This window comes from Streptomyces sp. NPDC107454 (assembly GCF_055582885.1).
This window is the reverse complement of the sequence record NZ_JBVJPA010000028.1, coordinates 83,478-102,108: the sequence shown is the minus strand read 5'-3', so window position 1 is coordinate 102,108 and position 18,631 is coordinate 83,478. Positions and strand designations below refer to the sequence as shown.

Sequence of the window (18,631 nt, the reverse complement as noted above, 5' to 3'; positions counted from 1 at the left end):
CGGCAAGATGCTCGACGAGCGCCTCGGAAAGATCACCTTCTGGACGCTGTTCGTGGGCTTCCACGGCACGTTCCTGGTGCAGCACTGGCTGGGTGTCGAGGGCATGCCGCGTCGCTACGCGGACTACCTCGCCGCCGACGGCTTCACCGCGCTGAACACGATCTCGACGATCAGCTCGTTCCTGCTCGGCCTGTCGATCCTGCCGTTCTTCTACAACGTGTGGAAGACCGCCAAGTACGGCAAGAAGGTCGAGGTCGACGACCCGTGGGGCTACGGCCGCTCGCTGGAGTGGGCCACGTCCTGCCCGCCGCCGCGCCACAACTTCCTCACGTTGCCGCGGATCCGTTCCGAATCCCCGGCCTTCGACCTGCACCACCCGGAGATCGCCGCTCTCGACCAGCTCGAGAACGCCGGTCACGGTGAGAAGGCCCTCACTGGTGGCAAGGAGGCCGGCAAGTGAAGGTCCAAGGCAAGATGTTCCTCTGGCTGGCTGCCTTCATCCTCGTCATCGCCATCGTGTATGGCGTGTGGTCGAAGGAGCCGGCCGGCACCACGGCGCTCTTCCTGGCCTTCGGCCTGAGCGTGATGATCGGCTACTACCTGGCCTTCACGGCCCGGCGGGTCGACCAGCTGGCGCAGGACAACGACGAGGCCGATGTCGCGGACGAGGCCGGCGAGGTGGGCTTCTTCAGCCCGCACAGCTGGCAGCCGCTCGCGCTCGGTGTCGGCGGTGCGCTCGCCTTCATGGCCGTCGTCTTCGGCTGGTGGCTGCTGTACTTCGGGTTCCCGATCATCCTGATCGGCCTGTGGGGCTGGGTCTTCGAGTACTACCACGGTGAGAACCGCACCCAGTAGCACGCACGCGGTCCGGTAGCGATCGCTGGACACCCCGGAAGCCCGGATTCTCCTGACGGAGAGTCCGGGCTTCCTCTTTTGCCGCACGTCATGTCCCCCACACGGGTCACTCGCCGCGCCAGGGGTGACGGGTGTTCATAGCGTGAGTCCATGAATCACGCACCGCGAATCCGCACGATCGTCAGCCGCACCACGCTGGTGGTCGCCCTCGGCGCGGCCGCCGCTGCCTGCGGCGGAAGCGGCCACCCGCTCTCCGCCAGGCCGTACGACGCGGCGGGTCAGCTCTCCTTCACCGACGTGGTCGGCGACAGCCGCAAGGTCGACCCGGACAAGCCCCTGGAAATCACCTCCAAGGGCGACGGCGAGCGCATCACCGATGTGACGGCCGTCGACGCGTCGGGGCGCTTTGTGGCGGGCGAACTCGCCGCCGACGGCTCCCGTTGGCACAGCACCTCACCCCTGGCCGCGGGCGCCCACTACACGGTGCACGTGAGCACGGAGGACGAGGGCGGGGCTCCCGGTCGCCAGATCGTCGACTTCGAGACCACCGCGCCCACCACGAACAAGCCCCTGGGCGTGACTCTGGGGCCCGCCTCGGGCGAGTACGGCGTCGGTCAGCCCATCACCGCCGAACTCAGTGCCCCGGTCAAGGACAAGGCCGCTCGCGCGATCGTCGAAGGCGCCCTGAAGGTCGACTCCGTGCCCGCCGCGGAGGGCGCCTGGCACTGGGTGGACGACAAGACCCTGCACTACCGGCCCAAGGAGTACTGGCCCATCCACGCCACCATCCAGGCCCACAGCAACCTCAAGGGCATCAAGGTCGCCGACCGGCTCTGGGGCGGCGACGCGAAGCCCCTGACGCTCACCACCGGGGACCGCTTCGTCGCCGTCACGGACGCCGCCGCGCACTCCATGACGATCTACAAGAACGACCAGGTGATCAACCAGATCCCCGTCACCACCGGCAAGCCGGGCTACGAGACCCGCAACGGCGTCAAGGTCGTACTGAGCAAGGAACCCTACGTACGCATGCGCGGTACCACCGTCGGCATCGCCGAGGGCAGCGCGGACTCCTACGACCTGCCCGTCTACTGGGCGACCCGGGTCACCTGGAGCGGCGAGTACGTGCACGCCGCGCCCTGGTCGGTGGGGGAGCAGGGGTCCGCCAACGTCAGCCACGGCTGCACCGGGATGAGCACCAGCAACGCGGAGTGGTTCTTCAAGAACGTCCGGCCGGGCGACATCGTGAAGGTCCAGAACTCCAACGGCGACCAGATGACCCCGTTCAACAACGGCTTCGGCGACTGGAACGTCGACTGGAAGGACTGGCGCAACGGCAGCGCCCTGACAGCGGGCACCCCGGAGGGCCCGAAGCTGACGGACCGGGCCCGCCTACGGCCTGAGTCCGTGTGACCCAGACCCCCGCCGCCGCGCCCCGAAAGGGGCGCGGGGCTGTGTTCCTCTGCGGCTTGGCCGCGGGGCGCGTTCAGCCACCGCCGACCCGCGGCCGCCGAACCACAGGCCCTTGCGAGCTCTCAGGCGCCCTGCAGAGCCTTACGACGCAGCAGCGAGGCCAGTGCGGAGGCGAACTCGACCGGATCCACCGGAAGGGTCACCGCCGCGTCCGCACGGCTCCACGTGGCCAGCCAGGCGTCCTGAGGCCGCCCGATGAGCACCAGCACGGGCGGGCAGTTGAAGATCTCGTCCTTGATCTGCCGGCAGACGCCCATGCCGCCCATCGGAACCGCCTCGCCGTCCAGCACACAGACGTCGATCCCGCCCTTGTCCAGCTCCGTCAGGACGGCGGCGGGCGTGGCGCACTCGACGAACTCGACCCGGGGGACGTCGGGGGCCGGTCTGCGGCCGGTCGCCAGCCGCACCTGCCCCCGGGTGTTGGAGTCGTCGCTGTAGACCAGCACCGTGGCGGTCGGCTGCATTGTTCCTCCACGCATCTAAGAAGCACGGCATTGCTCGGGAACTCCTGGTACCGATGGCGCGGATGCTACCCCCTCGAACACCCCGTCAACACCGGTTCGGACAGGGCTTCGATGGGCCATACGGGCTGGACACACCCCATCAACACCCCGAACGGCACCCCCGGGCGTGAGGGCGGGATAAGCGACCGACATAATGTCGGTCGTGGCGACAGCAACGACAGTAGAAACCGGGCACGCGCACCCGTCGGTCAATCGACCGAACCTCACCAGCGTCGGAACCATCATCTGGCTGAGTTCCGAGCTGATGTTCTTCGCGGCCCTCTTCGCGATGTACTTCACCCTGCGATCGGTGACCGGGCCGGACCACTGGAAAGAGATGGCGAGCCATCTCAACATCCCGTTCTCGGCCTCCAACACCACGATCCTGGTGCTCTCCTCCCTGACCTGCCAGCTCGGCGTGTTCGCCGCCGAGCGCGGGGACGTGAAGAAGCTCCGGATGTGGTTCAGCGTCACGTTCGTGATGGGTGCCATCTTCATCGGTGGTCAGATCTTCGAGTACACCGAACTGGTCAAGAAGGACGGGCTCTCGCTCTCCTCCGACCCGTACGGCTCGGTGTTCTACCTGACCACCGGCTTCCACGGCCTGCACGTGACGGGTGGCCTCATCGCCTTCCTGTTCGTCCTCGGTCGCACCTACGCGGCCAAGAGGTTCACTCACGAGCAGGCGACCGCCGCCATCGTCGTGTCCTACTACTGGCACTTCGTCGATGTCGTCTGGATCGGCCTCTTCGCCACGATCTACTTGATCAAGTAACCGGGCGGCGTCCGCGGCGAACCGATCGCACGCGACGAACCGATCCATTTCCCGAAGCATCGACGCAGAAGATCCTGACACCGGGGTAATCCGTGAAAAAGCTCTCCGCACGACGACGCCATCCGCTGGCGGCGGTCGTCGTCCTACTCCTCGCGCTGGCGGCCACCGGGGGGCTGTACGCCGCGTTCGCACCCGCGAGCAAGGCGCAGGCCGATACGACCGCCCAGTCCCTTGCCATCGACGAGGGCAAGAAGCTCTACTCCGTGGGCTGCGCCAGCTGCCACGGAACCGGCGGTCAGGGGTCCTCCGACGGGCCGAGCCTGGTGGGTGTGGGCGCCGCGGCGGTCGACTTCCAGGTCGGCACCGGCCGTATGCCGGCCCAGCAGCCGGGCGCGCAGATCCCGAAGAAGAAGGTCATCTACTCGCAGGCCGAGATCGACCAGCTCGCGGCGTACATCGCCTCGCTGGGCGCTGGTCCCACGGTGCCTACGAAGAGCCAGGTCAGCCCCGAGGGCGCGGACATCGCCAAGGGCGGCGAGCTCTTCCGTACGAACTGCGCGCAGTGCCACAACTTCACCGGCAAGGGCGGCGCGCTGACGCACGGCAAGTTCGCGCCGAGCCTTGAGGGTGTCGACCCCAAGCACATCTACGAGGCCATGCAGACCGGCCCGCAGAACATGCCGTCCTTCCCCGACACCACGCTGTCGGAGAAGAACAAGAAGGACATCATCGCGTACCTCAACGCGGTCAACGGTGACGACACCGAGAGCCCCGGCGGTCTGGAGCTGGGTGGCCTCGGGCCGGTCAGTGAAGGCCTCTTCGGCTGGATCTTCGGTCTTGGCGCCCTGGTCGCCGTCGCCGTCTGGGTCGCCGCTCGGACCGCAAAGGCCAAGAAGTCATGAGTAGCCAAGACATTCCAGAAGAGAACCTGCCCGCTGAGCAGGTCGACGAGCACGGTCACGGCGCGGTAGCCCTCGCGGACGAGACCAACCCGTTCGCGGACCCGGGCCTGCCGCCCCACGAGCCCCGCATCCAGGACATCGACGAGCGGGCCGCCAAGCGGTCCGAGCGCGTCGTCGCCATGCTGTTCACGTTGTCGATGCTGGCCACCGTCGGCTTCATCGCCTCGTACGTGGCGATCCCGAGGGACCAGTCGATCTTCGTCTTCCCGCTCGGGCACATCAGCGCGCTGAACTTCGCGCTGGGGATGACCCTCGGTGTGGCGCTGTTCTCGATCGGCGCGGGCGCGGTCCACTGGGCCCGCACCCTGATGTCCGACGTGGAGATCGCCGACCAGCGTCACCCGATCGAGGCGGAGCCCGAGGTCAAGGCCAAGGTCCTGGCCGACTTCAAGCAGGGCGCCAAGGAGTCCGCGCTCGGCCGCCGCAAGCTGATCCGCAACACGATGTTCGGCGCGCTGGCCCTGTTCCCGCTCTCCGGCGTCATGCTGCTGCGCGACCTGGGTCCGCTGCCCGGCACCAAGCTGCGCCACACGCTCTGGTCCAAGGGCAAGCTGCTCGTCAACATGAACACGAACGAGCCGCTGCGCGCCTCCGACGTCGCCGTCGGCTCGCTCACCTTCGCCAAGCCCGAGGGCCTGGAGGAGCACGACGAGGACTTCCAGCTCCAGATCGCCAAGGCGGCCCTGATGATCGTCCGGCTCCAGCCGGAGAACATCAAGGACAAGCGCGAGCTCGCCTGGTCGCACGAGGGCATCGTGGCGTACTCGAAGATCTGCACCCACGTCGGTTGCCCGATCTCCCTGTACGAGCAGCAGACGCACCACGTGCTCTGCCCCTGCCACCAGTCCACCTTCGACCTCTCCGACGGTGCCCGAGTGATCTTCGGCCCGGCCGGTCACGCCCTGCCGCAGCTGCGCATCGGTGTGAACGAACAGGGCTACCTCGAAGCGCTCGGCGACTTCGAAGAGCCCGTCGGTCCTGCCTTCTGGGAGCGCGGATGAGCACTACCACCACTTCCGACTCGCGCCCCTCGCGCGAGAAGGCTCCGGCCGGCGAGAAAGTCGCCGACTGGGCCGATGGACGGCTCGGGATCTACTCCCTGGCCAAGTCCAACATGCGCAAGATCTTCCCCGACCACTGGTCGTTCATGCTGGGTGAGATCTGCCTCTACAGCTTCATCATCATCATCCTCACGGGTGTGTACCTGACGCTGTTCTTCCACCCGTCGATGAACGAGGTCACGTACCACGGCAGCTACGTCCCCCTGCAGGGACAGCTGATGTCCGAGGCGTTCAACTCGACCATGCACATCTCGTTCGAGGTGCGCGGTGGTCTGCTGGTCCGGCAGATCCACCACTGGGCGGCGCTGGTCTTCCTCGCCGGCATGTTCGTGCACATGATGCGCGTGTTCTTCACGGGTGCGTTCCGCAAGCCGCGTGAGGTCAACTGGCTGTTCGGCTTCCTGCTGTTCGTCCTGGGCATGTTCACCGGCTTCACCGGTTACTCGCTCCCGGACGACCTGCTCTCCGGCACCGGTGTCCGCTTCATGGAGGGCGCGGTCCTGTCCGTGCCGGTCGTCGGCACGTACCTGGCGTTCTTCCTCTTCGGCGGCCAGTTCCCGGGCGGCGACTTCGTCGCGCGGTTCTACTCGGTCCACATCCTGCTGCTGCCGGGCATCATGCTCGGCCTGGTGGTCGGCCACCTGATCCTGGTCTTCTACCACAAGCACACACAGTTCGCGGGCCCCGGAAAGACGAACAACAACGTCGTCGGCATGCCGCTGCTGCCGGTCTACATGGCCAAGGCCGGAGGCTTCTTCTTCCTGGTCTTCGGTGTCATCGCGGCCATCGCGGCGATCGCCTCGATCAACCCGATCTGGTCCATGGGCCCCTACCGTCCGGACATGGTGTCCACGGGCGCCCAGCCCGACTGGTACATGGGCTTCTCCGAGGGTCTGATCCGTGTCATGCCGGGCTGGGAGATCAACCTCTGGGGTCACACGCTCGTGCTGGGCGTGTTCATCCCGCTGGTGATCTTCCCGCTGGTCCTGGTCGCGATCGCGGTCTACCCGTTCATCGAGTCCTGGGTCACCGGCGACAAGCGTGAGCACCACATCCTGGACCGCCCGCGCAACGTCCCGACCCGGACCGCGTTCGGTGCCGCCTGGATCAGCTGGTACTTCGTCCTGCTCGTCGGTGGTGGCAACGACATCTGGGCCACGCACTTCCACCTGTCGATCAACTCGATCACCTGGTTCGTGCGCGTCGGCTTCTTCGTCGTGCCGGTGATCGTGTTCATCATCACCAAGCGGGTCTGCCTCGGCCTCCAGCGCCGCGACAAGGACAAGGTGCTGCACGGCCGCGAGTCGGGCATCATCAAGCGCCTGCCGCACGGTGAGTTCATCGAGGTGCACGAGCCGCTCAGCCAGGAGGCCCTGCACACGCTCACCGCTCACGAGCAGTACCAGCCCGCCGAGATCGGCGCGACGGTCGACGAGAACGGTGTCGAGCGCAAGGTGAAGGGCTCGGAGAGGCTGCGCTCCAAGCTCAGCGAGGGCTTCTACGGGGAGGACAGCCAGATCCCCAAGCCCACGGTCGAGGAGTACAAGGAGATCACGAGCGGCCACGGCCACCACTGATCCTCCGACCGGTTGACCGGTCTTCACTGATCGCCACGGCGAGAGCCTCCGTCCATTGCCTGGACGGGGGCTCTTTGCCGTCTCCGGGCCTGGATAGGGTGTTCCCATCTACACAAGACGTCCCTTTGCCGGGACGACGGACCCAGGAGCGGCTTATGAGCGCTGTGAACCCCGCTGGAGGCAACACCGCGGCGGGCCGTTCCTGGCCCGTGGTGCTGAACGGCCTGCTCGAGGGCCGCGACCAGAGCGCGGACGACACGGCCTGGGCGATGGACCGGATCATGAGCGGCGAGGCGACGGACGCGCAGATCGCCGGGTTCGCGGTGGCGCTGCGGGCCAAGGGCGAGACGGTCGAGGAGATCTCCGGTCTCGTCCGGACGATGTACGAGCACGCCAATGTGATCGAGGTGCCGGGGGACACCGTCGACATCGTCGGTACGGGCGGTGACGGCGCGAAGACGGTGAACATCTCCACGATGTCGTCGATCGTCGTGGCCGGGACCGGCGCCAAGGTCGTCAAGCACGGCAACCGGGCCGCGTCCTCCGCGTCCGGTGCCTCGGACGTCCTGGAGAAGCTCGGCGTCAATCTGGACCTGACGACGAAGCGGGTGGCCGAGGTCGCGGAGGAGGCCGGGATCACCTTCTGCTTCGCGGTGAAGTTCCACCCGGCGCTGCGTCATGTCGCGGCGGCACGCGGTCAGTTGGGGATCCGGACCACGTTCAACGTGCTGGGTCCGCTGACGAACCCGGCGCGGGTGAAGGCACAGGCCGTCGGAGTCGCGGACCTGCGCATGGCGCCGATCGTGGCCGGCGTGTTCGCCGAGCGCGGCAACTCCTCGCTCGTCTTCCGCGGCGACGACGGCCTGGACGAGCTGACCACCACCGCGACGTCGCGGGTCTGGATCGTCCGCGGCGGCAAGGTCACCGAGGAGCGCTTCGACCCGCGTGACGTCGGCCTCGAACTCGTCCCCGTGGAGGCCCTGCGCGGCGCCGACGCGTCCTACAACGCGGACGTCGCCCGTCGCCTGCTGGGCGGCGAGACGGGGCCCGTACGGGACGCTGTGCTGCTGAACTCCGCGGCGGCCCTGGTCGCCCTGTCCCCGACCGACGCGCCGCTCGCGGACCAGCTCCGCGCCGGCATGGCGAAGGCGGCGCAGGCGATCGACTCGGGGGCGGCGAAGCGCACGCTGGAACGCTGGGTGGCCGCGAGCCAGTCGTAGTCCGCGGGCCGGTGGGGGGTGCCCGCGCAGTTCCCCGCGCCCCTTCAAGGGCGCGGGGAACTGCGCGATCTTTTGGGGCCCCCACCCGGCGTCCCGGCATACGGACGCCGGGTTGCGAGCGGAAGATCTTGTGGCAGGATGCGATATCAGGTCATGAGCGACAGCCATCAGGCCCCGGCCGGCTGTCCGGCAACCCTCCGTCCGTGGCGGGGTGCCCCGGGTGAAGACCAGGCCGTAGGCAGCGAGGTCTACGGCAAGCGCGGACCCCTCGCCCTCTTCTGAGTGGATACAGCCCAGGGGTCCTGGTCGTTCGAGGGAGCCTTCTGTGAGCAAGCGAATGCGATAGGGCGTAGAGCCCCGCCTCCGCACACCCTTTTGCCTTTCCTCCCTGCGCCGAGCCGTGCAGTCGCACACCCGTACCCATGTGCGCCCGGCCCGCGCAGCGATTCCGCCTGCCTCTCACAGGAGCTCGCCATGTCTGTCTCCACCGCTGCCGCCGACCAGACCGTTTGTGCCCCTCTGCCTGTTCTGGGCCGAGATGTCACCGTCCCGCTCGTGACCGGCGGTGAGGTCACCTACGCCGCGCTCGACTACGCCGCCAGCGCCCCCGCCCTCCAGCGGGTGTGGGACGACGTCGCCGCGTACGCCCCGTACTACGGCAGCGTGCACCGCGGCGCCGGGTACCTCTCCCAGCTGTCCACCGACCTCTTCGAGAACGCCCGCAGGACCGTCGCGGAGTTCCTCGACTGCCGGGGCGACGACCAGGTCGTCTTCACCCGCTCCACCACCGACTCCCTCAATCTGCTCGCCGCCACCCTTCCGGCCGACTGCCAGGTGTTCGTCTTCGAGACGGAACACCACGCCTCACTGCTGCCGTGGAAGGACGCCCGGGTCACCTACCTCAACGCGCCCCGCACCCCGCAGGAGGCCGTCACGGCCCTGGAACGGGCCCTCGCCGCCCGCGACCCCCACGGCCCGGCCCTGGTCTGCGTCACCGGCGCCTCGAACGTCACCGGCGAGCTGTGGCCGGTGCGCGAGCTGGCCGCCGCCGCGCACGCGCACGATGCCCGGATCGTCCTGGACGCCGCCCAGCTCGCCCCGCACCACCCGGTGTCCGTGCGGGACCTCGACGTCGACTGGGTCGCCTTCTCCGGGCACAAGCTGTACGCGCCGTTCGGCTCCGGCGTGCTCGCGGGCCGCGCCGACTGGCTGCGCGAGGCCGAGCCGTACCTGGCGGGCGGCGGCGCCAGCCGCAAGGTCACGCGGCGGGTGGACGGCGGCGTGGACGTGGAGTGGCACGAGAGCGCGGCCCGGCACGAGGCCGGTTCGCCGAACGTGATCGGCGCCTACTCCATCGCCTCCGCCTGCAAGGCGCTGACCGAGGCCGGTTTCGACACGCTCGTCGCCCGCGAGGAGCAGCTGATCGGGGCCGTCCGCGCCGGTCTGGCCGAGGTGCCCGAGGTCCGCGTCCTGTCGCTCTTCGGCGACGACGCCCCGCGCGTCGGCGTCCTCTCGTTCGTCGTCGAGGGCTGGAACAGCTCGCACTTCGCGGCCGCGCTGTCCGCCGAGTACGGGATCGGGGTGCGGGACGGTCTGTTCTGCGCCCACCCGCTGGTGCGGACGCTGCTCGGCAGCGATCCGCAGACGCAGGGGGAGTGCGGAGCGCCCGAGGCGGCGCCCGGGGAGAAGTCCCTCAACGCGATCCGCGTCAGCTTCGGGGCCGGTACGCCCGACGAGCACGTGGAGCGGTTCGTGCGCGCGGTGCGGGAACTGGTGCGGGACGGGGCGAAGTGGAACTACCGCACGGAGGACGGCCGCTGCGTCCCGGCGGTCTGAGGCCGGCCGGGGGTTCGTGGGGGCTCCGCCCCCACATCCCCGAAAGGCCGCGCGGCTGTGCCTAAGGGCTGTCCCGTAATCCCCGGTGGATCAGCGCGCGGCGTCAGATGCGGTGCATCGCAAGGCGGAGGGTCGTCCTCATACTGGGTGTATTCGGGCGATCCGACAACGCGGCGAGGTGCCGTAGCTGTCGTCGTGCGCCCACCGGGGATTACGGGACAGTCCTTAGCTGTCGAGGCCGATGGCGAACGCCGCTTCCAGGTCGTGCTGGGAGTACGTGCGGAACGCGACGTGGGTGTCCGTCCCCTCGACGCCGGGGATCTTGCTGATCTTGCCGGGGATGACGTCCGCCAGGTCGTCGTGGGCCTTCACCCGGACCATGGCGATCAGGTCGTACGTACCGGTGACGGAGAAGACCTCGCTGACACTGTCCAGCGCGGCGATCGACTCGGCGATCTCGGGGATCCGGTCCACGCTGGTCTTGATGAGCACGATCGCGGTGATCACGGCTGGTTTTCTCCCTCGGGTGCTGCTGCTGGGGTTTTCACTCTAGTCGGCCGCCCGAACCGCACCCACGCGTAGACGAACCCCAGCGAGAAGCCCACCAGGTGGGCCAGATAGGCGACCCCGGGGCCCGAGGGGCTGCGCCCCGCCGCCAGCCATTGCAGGGTCACCCAGAAGGGCAGCACGACCCAGGCGGGGAAGCGCAGCGGCAAGAAGAAGAGGAACGGGAAGAGACTGGTCACCCGGGCCCTGGGGAACAGGTACAGGAACGCTCCGAGGACCGCGGAGATCGCCCCCGAGGCGCCGACCAGGGTCTGCTCGGAGCCGGAGTTGGCGATCGCGTAACCCAGCAGAGCGAGGTAGCCGCAGACCACGTAGAAGACGACGAACTGGACGTGGCCCATGCGTTCCTCGGTCATCGCTCCGAAGACGTAGAAGAAGAGCATGTTGCCCAGAAGGTGGAGCCAGCTGCCGTGGATGAACAGGGCCGTGGCCGGGGTGAGCCAGGCGCTCGGGGTCCCGTCGAAGAGCTCGGCGGGGATCACGCCCCAGCGCCGGAAGTACGCCCGCTGGGCGACCACCAGCGCGTCCCCGGTGCCGAACGACGGATTGAGTCCCGAGGCGGGACCGATCAGGAAGATCAGGCAGCACAGGAAGATCAGCCCGTACGTCACCGGCGCGGACTGACCGCGCATCGTCCTGCCGACCGCCGTACCCCAGGTGCTGATCATGGGACAGAGCATGACGTAACCGGACCGATGCGCGCAGAGTGCCTCGCCGCCGTGGACGGCCGAGCGTCGAGTACCCGCCAGGCCGTAGGGTAACGAGCCACACGCGCCGGAGACCGGCGTTGGACGGACACTAGAAGGAAAGCGACTGCCACATGACGGTTCCCCTCCCGACCGCCGAGACTCGCTGGCGCTGCACACTCTGCGGCAACCTCACGCGATTCGACGTGACCCGCTCGTCCAAGGTCGTCGAGTATGTGCACCTCGACCTGGCCGGTGAGCCGAACGTCGAGGAGCGCAAGGTGGTCAGTGAGACCATCGAGTCGGTGCGCTGCCGGTGGTGCAACGCGGTGGACCAGGTGGAACTGGTGGACAGGCCGGGCGCCGGCTCCTGAGGGAGCGGGCCCCGCACAGACATTGGGGTGACGGATGGTGGAGACCACAGGCGGGGAGCCGGACGACGGCGCCGCTGAGGTGCTCGACCGTCCGCTGCCCGACGGGGTGCGCCGACGGGTCGTACAGATCGTGTCGGACGGCTTCGGCGGGTTGACCGTCGCCGAACTGCCCGCCCAATTGCGGCAGTATGCGCGGTTCGCCCCCAACCGGCGCGCGAAGTTCGCCGGCAACGCCATGGCGGCCGCGCTGGAGACCGATCCGCTGTTCCGGCAGCGCATCGCCGAGAAGCTCAGAGAGGCGCAGTCGGAGCTGGCCGGCGCCCTCGACTCGGGCGCGCCGCCGCCGGCCGCGGATCCGCTGGACGTGGCGGCCGCGGCCTATGTGCTGCGCCCCACGGGCTGGGTGAAGCTGGTGACCGCCGCGGGCGAGGAGGCCCTGCGGGCGGACGCCGAGCGCGCCGACGACGAGAGCCGGGCGGAGCTGGAGCGACTGCGCGAGGAGCTCGCGCAGGCACGTGGTCAGACCAAGGCCGAAACCGAGCGGTTGCGCACGGAGTTGGAGTCCGCGAAGAGGGAAGCGGAATCGCTTCACCGCAAGTTGCGCGGCGCTCTCAGCGACGTCAAGCGGGGCGAGGCCGCGCTGCGCAAGCTGCAGGGCGAGATGGACACCGCGCGGACGGACGGGCAGGCCCAGGTGTCCGCCGCCGAGAGCGAGACCCGGCGGCTCAAGGCACGGCTCTCCGAGGCCGAGGCGGCCCTGGAGGCCACCCGCAAGGCGGCGCGCGAGGGTCGCAGCGTCGAGGACATGCGCGTACGGCTGTTGCTCGACACCGTGCTGGAGGCGGCCCAGGGGCTGCGCCGGGAGCTCGCGCTGCCGCCCGTGTCCGTGCGGCCGGCGGAGACCGTGGACGCGGTCGAACCGGGGCGCATGACGCCCAAGGACATCGCGACCCGTGCCCTGTCCGAAAATGATCCCGCGATCCTCGACCAGCTGCTCGCGCTGCCACAGGCGCATCTGGTCGTCGACGGCTACAACGTCACCAAGACCGGCTATCCGCAGATGCCGCTGGAGAAGCAGCGCCTCAGGCTGCTGGGGCAGCTCTCGCAGCTCGCCGCGCAGACCGGGGCCGAGGTGACGTGTGTCTTCGACGGGGCCGAGCTGGCGGCGCCCGTGCTGCTCGCACCGCCGCGCGGGGTGCGGGTGCTGTTCTCCAAGGCGGGCGTCACGGCGGACGAGTTGATCCGCCAGCTGGTGCGCGCCGAGCCGCCCGGCCGGCCCGTCATCGTGGTCTCCACCGACCGTGAGGTGGCCGACGGGATCGCCAAGGCCGGCGCTCGCCCGGTGGCCTCCGTGGTGCTTCTCAAGCGCTTCTCGCGCGGCTGAGACAGCCGTCGGCGATCTGCACCGTACGCACCAAAGGGCCCGTACGTCCCATCCGTAACATCCAGGCGTTGTGCCCGAATTGGCGAAACCTTCACGCAACGTAGCGTCAGCCCCACATCACTGCACGTGAGTTGAGTGCAAAGAATGCGCTGGGTGACGAAGAATTTTCAGGTTTGGATTTGAACTGATCACAGGAGGGTCACTAGGGTCTGGGCTCGAACCTCCACTCGGGTGATCACTCATTGGGAGTGACGGTGGGGGGACACCGCCCGTCGGCGTCTCGGCAGGCGGCTGGAGGAAGAAGGAGCTCGCCTTCGTGGCGTCCCACCGTCGACCCAAGCAGCCGAGCCGCACCCGTGTGACCGTGCTCACCACCGCCGCCGCCGCTGCCGTTGTGCTCAGCGCCAACGCCGCCAACGCCGCGCCCAGCGAGAAGCCGAGCAAGGACGAGGTCAAGAGCAAGGTCGACAAGCTTTACGAGGAGACCGAGCAGGCCACCGAGAAGCTCGACGGGGCCAAGGAGAAGCAGGACAAGCTGGAGAAGGAAATCAGCACCCTGCAGGACAACGTGGCCCGCGGCCAGGACGAGCTGAACGCCCTGCGCGACGGGCTCGGTTCGATGGCCAGCGCCCAGTACCGCACCGGCGGCATCGACCCCTCCGTGGCGCTGTTCCTCTCCTCGAACCCGGACGACTACCTGGACAAGGCGTCCGCGATGGACCAGCTGAGCAGTCAGCAGGTCGAGGCGCTGAAGAAGGTCCAGGAGAAGCAGCGTTCGCTCGCGCAGCAGCGGCAGGAAGCCTCCGCGAAGCTCAAGGACCTCGCCGACACCCGCACGGAACTGGCCAAGCAGAAGAAGACGGTCCAGACCAAGCTCGCCGCGGCGCAGAAGCTCCTCAACTCCCTGACGGCCAAGGAGAAGGCGGCTCTGGACGCGCAGCAGTCCCGCGCCACCCGCGCCAGCGAGCGCACCGTTCTCAGCGACCCCGGTACACCCGCCTCCGGGCGCGCCGGTGCCGCGTTCTCCGCCGGACAGACCAAGATCGGCTCGCCGTACGTCTACGGCGCCTCCGGCCCCAGCTCCTTCGACTGCTCGGGCTTCACCTCGTGGGCGTACGCCCAGGCCGGTGTCTCCATCCCGCGCACCTCGGAGTCGCAGGCGACCATAGGCACCCGCATCTACTCGCAGAGCGATCTGCAGGTCGGCGACCTGGTCTTCTTCTTCGGCGACCTGCACCACGTCGGTCTCTACGCGGGCAACGGCCAGGTGCTCCACGCCCCGCGCACCGGAACCGTCGTGCGCTACGAGTCGATGAGCACCATCGGTGGAGCCTTCCAGTTCGGCGTCCGGGTCTGATCCACCGAACAATTGCCCGCAGCTGCATCCTTCGGGGTGGAGGTGCGGGCTTTTCGCTTTGAGTGGCCCGGAGAGGTGCGGAACCAGGGTTAGAGTCGCTGCGTCCTGCGGCGGAGTCGTGGGACCTACCGCCGGACGGGCGGGAAGTGACGCCTGTGGAGGCCCGCGTAAGACCGATCTCCCCGGAGACCGGCAAGGGCCTGTGAAGCAGGAACCCGTGGTGGTGCCGCGTAGCGGTGCGGACCGGAATCTCCAGCCTGCGGGGCTGGCGAGGGCGTCAATGTCTGGCGCGTTTCCCCCGGAACTCGGGGGACCGTCAGCATCCGTCAAAGGAAAGGGAGAGCGGCTACTCGTGGGGTCCCATCGCCGCCGTCCACCGTCCGGGTTCGACCGGGGCGTCAGTGCCGCGGGCGTCTCCGGCATCGCCGTGACCGTGATGTCCGTCGCGGCCGCCGCCCTCGGGGCCGTACCGGCCGCCGCAGCACCGAAGGACGACACCCGGGCCGAGGTGGACCGCCTGTACACCCAGGCGGAGAAGGCAACCGAGGCGTTCAACAAGGCCGACGAGCGCGCGGGAACCCTGCGCGAAGAGGTGAGCACGGCACAGGACCGCATCGCCCGGCAGCAGGAGCGCATCAACACCATGCGGGACGCGCTCGGTTCGCTCGCCGGGGCGCAGTACCGCGCCGGCGGCCTCGACCCCTCCCTGGCACTGCTCTTCTCCGACAACCCCGCCGAGTACCTCGACAAGGCCGCCGCGCTCGACCGGATCAACGCCCACCAGGCGGGCGAACTCAAGGACCTCCAGCTCGCCATGCGCGACCTCGCCCAGGAACGCGAGGAGGCGACCGCCAGACTCGCCGAGCTGGAGAAGAGCACCAAGGCCGTCGCCCGGCACAAGCGGACCGTCGAACAGAAACTCGCCAAGGCGCGCATACTGCTCAACTCGCTGCCGTCCGCCGAGCGCGCCGCCTACGACCGGGCCTCCCGCTCCGGACGCTCCGACCTGCCCGGACCCGGCGGTCTCACACCCGCCTCGGGGCGCGCCGCCGCCGCCCTCGCCGCGGCCCGCTCCGCACTCGGCCGCCCCTACGTGTGGGGCGCCAACGGGCCCGGCGGATTCGACTGCTCGGGCCTCATGCAGTGGTCGTACCGGCACGCGGGCGTCGGTCTGCCGCGCACCTCCCAGGAACAGCGCTACGCCGGGCGGCAGGTGCCGCTCTCCCAGGCGCAGCCCGGTGACCTCGTCACCTACCGCTCCGACGCGAGTCATGTCGCGATGTACGCGGGCAACGGCCAGGTGATCCACGCGCCCTACCCGGGTGCGCCGGTGCGCTACGACCCGGTGGGCATGATGCCCATCTCGTCCGTGACGCGGGTCTGACCCCCGCGCCCGGGCGCCGTACGATCGGGAACGTGGCTGGTCGAAGGCGTGCGTCGCGGGCGGGGTGCTCCCTGGCGCTGCTGCTCGCCGTGCTGGCGGGCTGCGGCGGCGGGCCGTCCCCTGACACCGCGTCCGCCGATGTGCAGCGGGTCCTCGACCGGCGGGCGGCCGCGGTTCTGGACCGGAACGAGTCGGCGTACCGGGCCACCGAGGAACCGTCCGGCTCGACCGCGGAGTTCAGCCGGTTGCGCGCGGTCCCGCTGGCCGCCTGGTCGTACCGCCTGACGGACCTGCACCGCTCCGGCGACCACGCCACCGCGGGCGCCGAGCTGCGCTACCGCATCGAGGGCTATGACAGGGCGCCCGTCACGGCGGCCCGCACGCTGCGTCTGGTCCGCGACGGCGGGACCTGGCGGGTCGCCTCCGACGTGCCCGCCGAGCGGTCCAGCCAGCAGCTGTGGGAGCAGGGGGCGGTGACGGTGGTACGGGGCGCGCACAGCCTCGTCCTGGGGGTCGGGCAGTCCGGTGAGCGGCTGCGGGCGTACGCCGGCCTCGCGGACCGCGCCGTGCCCGCCGTGACGGACGCCTGGGGTGCGGACTGGACGGGGCACGTCGTCGTCCTCGTACCGAAGTCGCTGGAGGGCATGGCGGGGCTGCTGGGGGCGCCCGCGTCCGGGTACCGGGGGATCGCGGCGGTCACCACGGGAGAGGCGGGCGGGACGGCCAGGGCGCCCGCGGACCGGATCATCGTCAACCCCGACGCGTACGGCCTCCTCGGCGACTTCGGCAAGCAGGTCGTGCTCACCCACGAGACGACGCACGTGGCCACCCGCGCCCACACCACCGCCGCCACACCCCTGTGGCTCTCCGAGGGCTTCGCGGACTGGGTCGGCTACCGCGGCAGCGGCCGTACGGCGACGCAGGCGGCGCCGGAGCTGGAGCGGGCGGTGCTGGACGGGCACGTACCGGCCGCGCTGCCGGACGACAAGGACTTCGGGTTCGCCGGGGACGCGGCGCGGCTGGCGCGGGCGTACGAGGGCGGCTGGATGGCCTGCAGGCTGATCGCCGACCACTGGGGCGAGGTCCGGCTGAACGAGTTCTACCGGGCCGTCGGTGACCACGAGAAGCGGGCGGGGGCCGTCGAGGGCGCGCTGCGGGACGTACTGCACACCACGCCGGAGAAGTTCACGCAGCAGTGGCGGGAGTATCTGGAGGCGCAGCTCGGCTGAATCGGCCCCGCTGAATCATCCCGCCGCCGTCAGGAGGAGCTCAGGCGCTCCTTGCTGCGGGTGGCCTGAGCGGGCAGGGCCGGGGTCGGGTCGGACACGGTGCTCCACCACAGTTCGAGGGCGGCGAGCAGGGCCGCGATCACCAGCAGGCCGTTGCGCAGGAAGAGCAGGGTGATGCCCAGCCGGTCGCTGCCCACGACGTGCGAGAACCAGATCGGGAACTCCAGGACGGTCACGAAGCACGCGGCCAGCACCAGCCCGACCGGCAGCGTCATCCGGCTGCCCCGGAAGCACAGGCAGACCGCGCCGATCCCGACCAGCCACACCATGTACTGCGGGCTGATGACCCGGCTGGTGGCCGTGAACATCAGCACCGCCACGAACGCGGCGTCGGCGAGCGTGTGCGGCCGGAAGCGCTGGACGCGCAGCCGCCACAGCAGCAGCCACGCGAAGGCGATCGCGGTGAGCGCCAGGGCCAGCCTGCTCACCACGTCGACATACGGGCCGAGGAACTCCACCGAGCCGTAGTTGAGCAGCACCTGACCGTCCCAGCCGAAGTGCCGGCCCACATGGAAGACGAGGGAGCCCAGCGACTCCACCTCGGTGCCCCGGTCGCGCTGGAAGGTCAGGAAGGAGAAGGCGCCGGGCATCGACAGCCCGAACAGCACCGCGATCCCGCCCGCGGTCACCGCCGCCGCGGCCCACGCGCGCCGCTTCACGGCCCCCAGGAGCAGGAGCGCCGGCCACACCTTCACCAGCGCCCCGAAGCCCACGAGAGCGCCCATCACCCGCGGATGGCGGGCTCCCGCGAGGAGCGCCGCGACCGCCACGGCCGTCACCATCAGGTCGTAGCGGGCGTAGACGGTCGGTCCGAGCAGCGGTACGCCGATCACCCACACCCAGGCGCCGCGCAGCGTCTTGCCGGGGCGCCGGCCGGCGTAGTGGAGCAGCGCGTACACCACCACGTCGGCGACGAAGGCCAGCAGGAAGAAGGCGTGCGCGTAGTCGAGGAAGGGCAGCAGCCCGGGGGAGAGGATCGCGAGCGCGGCGGCCGGCGGGTACTGCCAGGTCACGTCGTCGAGCGGGAAGGTGCCGGTGCGCAGGATCTCGTACCAGCCCTGGTAGATCACCGAGACGTCGCTCGTGACGTCCGGGCCCGGGAAGACGAACACCTTGAAGACGAAGAGCAGGAGCAGAAGCCTGGTCAGGCCCCAGGTTCCCAGCAACGCGTACGGAAAACCCGCCCCCCGTGTGCCCTTCATGCTCACCTGGCCCTCGTTCGTCGGCGGTCTTTGCGGTCGTGCGGTCGTGCGGTGGTGCGGTGGTGCGGTCGTGACATGGTGCGGTGGTGCGGAAACATGATGACGTGCGGGGCTGTGCGGGGCCCA

General features: G+C 69.5%; 18 protein-coding genes and 1 riboswitch. Of the genes, 14 read left to right on the top strand and 4 right to left on the bottom strand.

What is annotated here, in order from left to right:
• From ACZ69M_RS46825 to ACZ69M_RS46815, 3 genes are all read left to right on the top strand, one after another.
• Positions 1 to 460: cbb3-type cytochrome c oxidase subunit I (locus ACZ69M_RS46825; protein ID WP_470059823.1), on the top strand; the 460-nt coding region annotated here is incomplete at its 5' end.
• Positions 457 to 855 carry a cytochrome c oxidase subunit 4 gene (locus tag ACZ69M_RS46820; protein WP_352052142.1) on the top strand — a complete coding sequence of 133 codons (399 nt, stop codon included), beginning with the start codon at positions 457 to 459 and terminating at the stop codon, positions 853 to 855. The genes ACZ69M_RS46825 and ACZ69M_RS46820, both read left to right, overlap by 4 nt.
• A gap of 150 nt (positions 856 to 1,005) precedes the next feature.
• Positions 1,006 to 2,268, top strand: a complete 1,263-nt coding sequence (locus ACZ69M_RS46815; protein ID WP_470059822.1) for a L,D-transpeptidase — start codon at positions 1,006 to 1,008, stop codon at positions 2,266 to 2,268.
• 122 nt (positions 2,269 to 2,390) lie between these two features.
• On the opposite strand, the gene ACZ69M_RS46810 is transcribed toward ACZ69M_RS46815, so the two are convergent.
• Positions 2,391 to 2,792: a response regulator gene (locus ACZ69M_RS46810; RefSeq protein WP_470059821.1), complete on the bottom strand. Its 402-nt coding sequence runs from the start codon at positions 2,790 to 2,792 to the stop codon at positions 2,391 to 2,393.
• Positions 2,793 to 2,985: 193 nt separating this feature from the next.
• On the opposite strand from ACZ69M_RS46810, the gene ctaE reads away from it, so the two are divergent.
• The 6 genes from ctaE (at position 2,986) to ACZ69M_RS46780 (ending at position 10,262) form a co-directional block, all read left to right on the top strand.
• Entirely contained in the window at positions 2,986 to 3,606 is a 621-nt protein-coding gene (ctaE, locus tag ACZ69M_RS46805; RefSeq protein ID WP_060902037.1) for an aa3-type cytochrome oxidase subunit III, read from the top strand.
• 92 nt (positions 3,607 to 3,698) lie between these two features.
• Positions 3,699 to 4,508, top strand: coding sequence for a cytochrome bc1 complex diheme cytochrome c subunit (gene qcrC, locus ACZ69M_RS46800; protein WP_060902038.1), 810 nt, complete (start codon positions 3,699 to 3,701; stop codon positions 4,506 to 4,508).
• Entirely contained in the window at positions 4,505 to 5,569 is a 1,065-nt protein-coding gene (qcrA, locus tag ACZ69M_RS46795) for a cytochrome bc1 complex Rieske iron-sulfur subunit (protein WP_470059820.1), read from the top strand. Before qcrC ends, qcrA begins: the two co-directional genes overlap by 4 nt.
• The gene (gene qcrB, locus ACZ69M_RS46790) at positions 5,566 to 7,206 is read left to right on the top strand and encodes a cytochrome bc1 complex cytochrome b subunit (RefSeq protein ID WP_470059819.1); all 1,641 of its coding nucleotides are present in this window, start codon (positions 5,566 to 5,568) and stop codon (positions 7,204 to 7,206) included. The genes qcrA and qcrB overlap by 4 nt, the downstream gene beginning before the upstream one ends.
• 155 nt (positions 7,207 to 7,361) lie before the next feature.
• Positions 7,362 to 8,426, top strand: coding sequence for an anthranilate phosphoribosyltransferase (trpD, locus tag ACZ69M_RS46785; protein ID WP_470059818.1), 1,065 nt, complete (start codon positions 7,362 to 7,364; stop codon positions 8,424 to 8,426).
• Between the two features lie 149 nt (positions 8,427 to 8,575).
• A riboswitch (SAM riboswitch) is annotated at positions 8,576 to 8,692 on the top strand.
• Between the two features lie 208 nt (positions 8,693 to 8,900).
• Positions 8,901 to 10,262 (top strand): aminotransferase class V-fold PLP-dependent enzyme, encoded by a 1,362-nt coding sequence (locus ACZ69M_RS46780; RefSeq protein WP_470059817.1) that lies wholly within the window; start codon positions 8,901 to 8,903, stop codon positions 10,260 to 10,262.
• A 225-nt stretch (positions 10,263 to 10,487) separates the two neighbouring features.
• Here ACZ69M_RS46780 and ACZ69M_RS46775 read toward each other — a convergent pair whose 3' ends face one another.
• Positions 10,488 to 10,769, bottom strand: a complete 282-nt coding sequence (locus tag ACZ69M_RS46775) for an Lrp/AsnC family transcriptional regulator (RefSeq protein WP_054231546.1) — start codon at positions 10,767 to 10,769, stop codon at positions 10,488 to 10,490.
• A complete protein-coding gene (locus tag ACZ69M_RS46770) occupies positions 10,766 to 11,497 on the bottom strand; it encodes a rhomboid family intramembrane serine protease (protein WP_470059816.1) in 732 nt (243 codons plus the stop codon). Before ACZ69M_RS46770 ends, ACZ69M_RS46775 begins: the two co-directional genes overlap by 4 nt.
• A 152-nt stretch (positions 11,498 to 11,649) precedes the next feature.
• Between ACZ69M_RS46770 and ACZ69M_RS46765 the strand changes: the two genes are divergently transcribed.
• The 5 genes from ACZ69M_RS46765 (at position 11,650) to ACZ69M_RS46745 (ending at position 17,243) form a co-directional block, all read left to right on the top strand.
• The gene (locus ACZ69M_RS46765; RefSeq protein ID WP_054231545.1) at positions 11,650 to 11,889 is read left to right on the top strand and encodes a hypothetical protein; all 240 of its coding nucleotides are present in this window, start codon (positions 11,650 to 11,652) and stop codon (positions 11,887 to 11,889) included.
• A 34-nt stretch (positions 11,890 to 11,923) separates the two neighbouring features.
• Entirely contained in the window at positions 11,924 to 13,273 is a 1,350-nt protein-coding gene (locus ACZ69M_RS46760) for an NYN domain-containing protein (protein WP_470059815.1), read from the top strand.
• 316 nt (positions 13,274 to 13,589) lie between these two features.
• Entirely contained in the window at positions 13,590 to 14,630 is a 1,041-nt protein-coding gene (locus ACZ69M_RS46755) for a C40 family peptidase (RefSeq protein ID WP_319752491.1), read from the top strand.
• 352 nt (positions 14,631 to 14,982) lie between these two features.
• Positions 14,983 to 16,014, top strand: a complete 1,032-nt coding sequence (locus ACZ69M_RS46750; RefSeq protein ID WP_470059814.1) for a C40 family peptidase — start codon at positions 14,983 to 14,985, stop codon at positions 16,012 to 16,014.
• A 32-nt stretch (positions 16,015 to 16,046) separates the two neighbouring features.
• The gene (locus ACZ69M_RS46745; protein WP_470059813.1) at positions 16,047 to 17,243 is read left to right on the top strand and encodes a hypothetical protein; all 1,197 of its coding nucleotides are present in this window, start codon (positions 16,047 to 16,049) and stop codon (positions 17,241 to 17,243) included.
• Between the two features lie 29 nt (positions 17,244 to 17,272).
• Here ACZ69M_RS46745 and ACZ69M_RS46740 read toward each other — a convergent pair whose 3' ends face one another.
• A complete protein-coding gene (locus ACZ69M_RS46740; RefSeq protein ID WP_470059812.1) occupies positions 17,273 to 18,505 on the bottom strand; it encodes a glycosyltransferase 87 family protein in 1,233 nt (410 codons plus the stop codon).
• Between the last annotated feature and the right edge of the window lie 126 nt (positions 18,506 to 18,631).

What these genes read in the sequence shown, in the direction of transcription:
- ACZ69M_RS46815 (WP_470059822.1), top strand. Translation starts at nt 1,006, where the DNA reads ATGAATCACGCACCGCGAATCCGCACGATCGTCAGCCGCACCACGCTG.
- ACZ69M_RS46810 (WP_470059821.1), bottom strand. Translation starts at nt 2,792, where the DNA reads ATGCAGCCGACCGCCACGGTGCTGGTCTACAGCGACGACTCCAACACC.
- ctaE (WP_060902037.1), top strand. Translation starts at nt 2,986, where the DNA reads ATGTCGGTCGTGGCGACAGCAACGACAGTAGAAACCGGGCACGCGCAC.
- qcrA (WP_470059820.1), top strand. Translation starts at nt 4,505, where the DNA reads ATGAGTAGCCAAGACATTCCAGAAGAGAACCTGCCCGCTGAGCAGGTC.
- qcrB (WP_470059819.1), top strand. Translation starts at nt 5,566, where the DNA reads ATGAGCACTACCACCACTTCCGACTCGCGCCCCTCGCGCGAGAAGGCT.
- trpD (WP_470059818.1), top strand. Translation starts at nt 7,362, where the DNA reads ATGAGCGCTGTGAACCCCGCTGGAGGCAACACCGCGGCGGGCCGTTCC.
- ACZ69M_RS46780 (WP_470059817.1), top strand. Translation starts at nt 8,901, where the DNA reads ATGTCTGTCTCCACCGCTGCCGCCGACCAGACCGTTTGTGCCCCTCTG.
- ACZ69M_RS46770 (WP_470059816.1), bottom strand. Translation starts at nt 11,497, where the DNA reads ATGATCAGCACCTGGGGTACGGCGGTCGGCAGGACGATGCGCGGTCAG.
- ACZ69M_RS46765 (WP_054231545.1), top strand. Translation starts at nt 11,650, where the DNA reads ATGACGGTTCCCCTCCCGACCGCCGAGACTCGCTGGCGCTGCACACTC.
- ACZ69M_RS46760 (WP_470059815.1), top strand. Translation starts at nt 11,924, where the DNA reads ATGGTGGAGACCACAGGCGGGGAGCCGGACGACGGCGCCGCTGAGGTG.
- ACZ69M_RS46740 (WP_470059812.1), bottom strand. Translation starts at nt 18,505, where the DNA reads ATGAAGGGCACACGGGGGGCGGGTTTTCCGTACGCGTTGCTGGGAACC.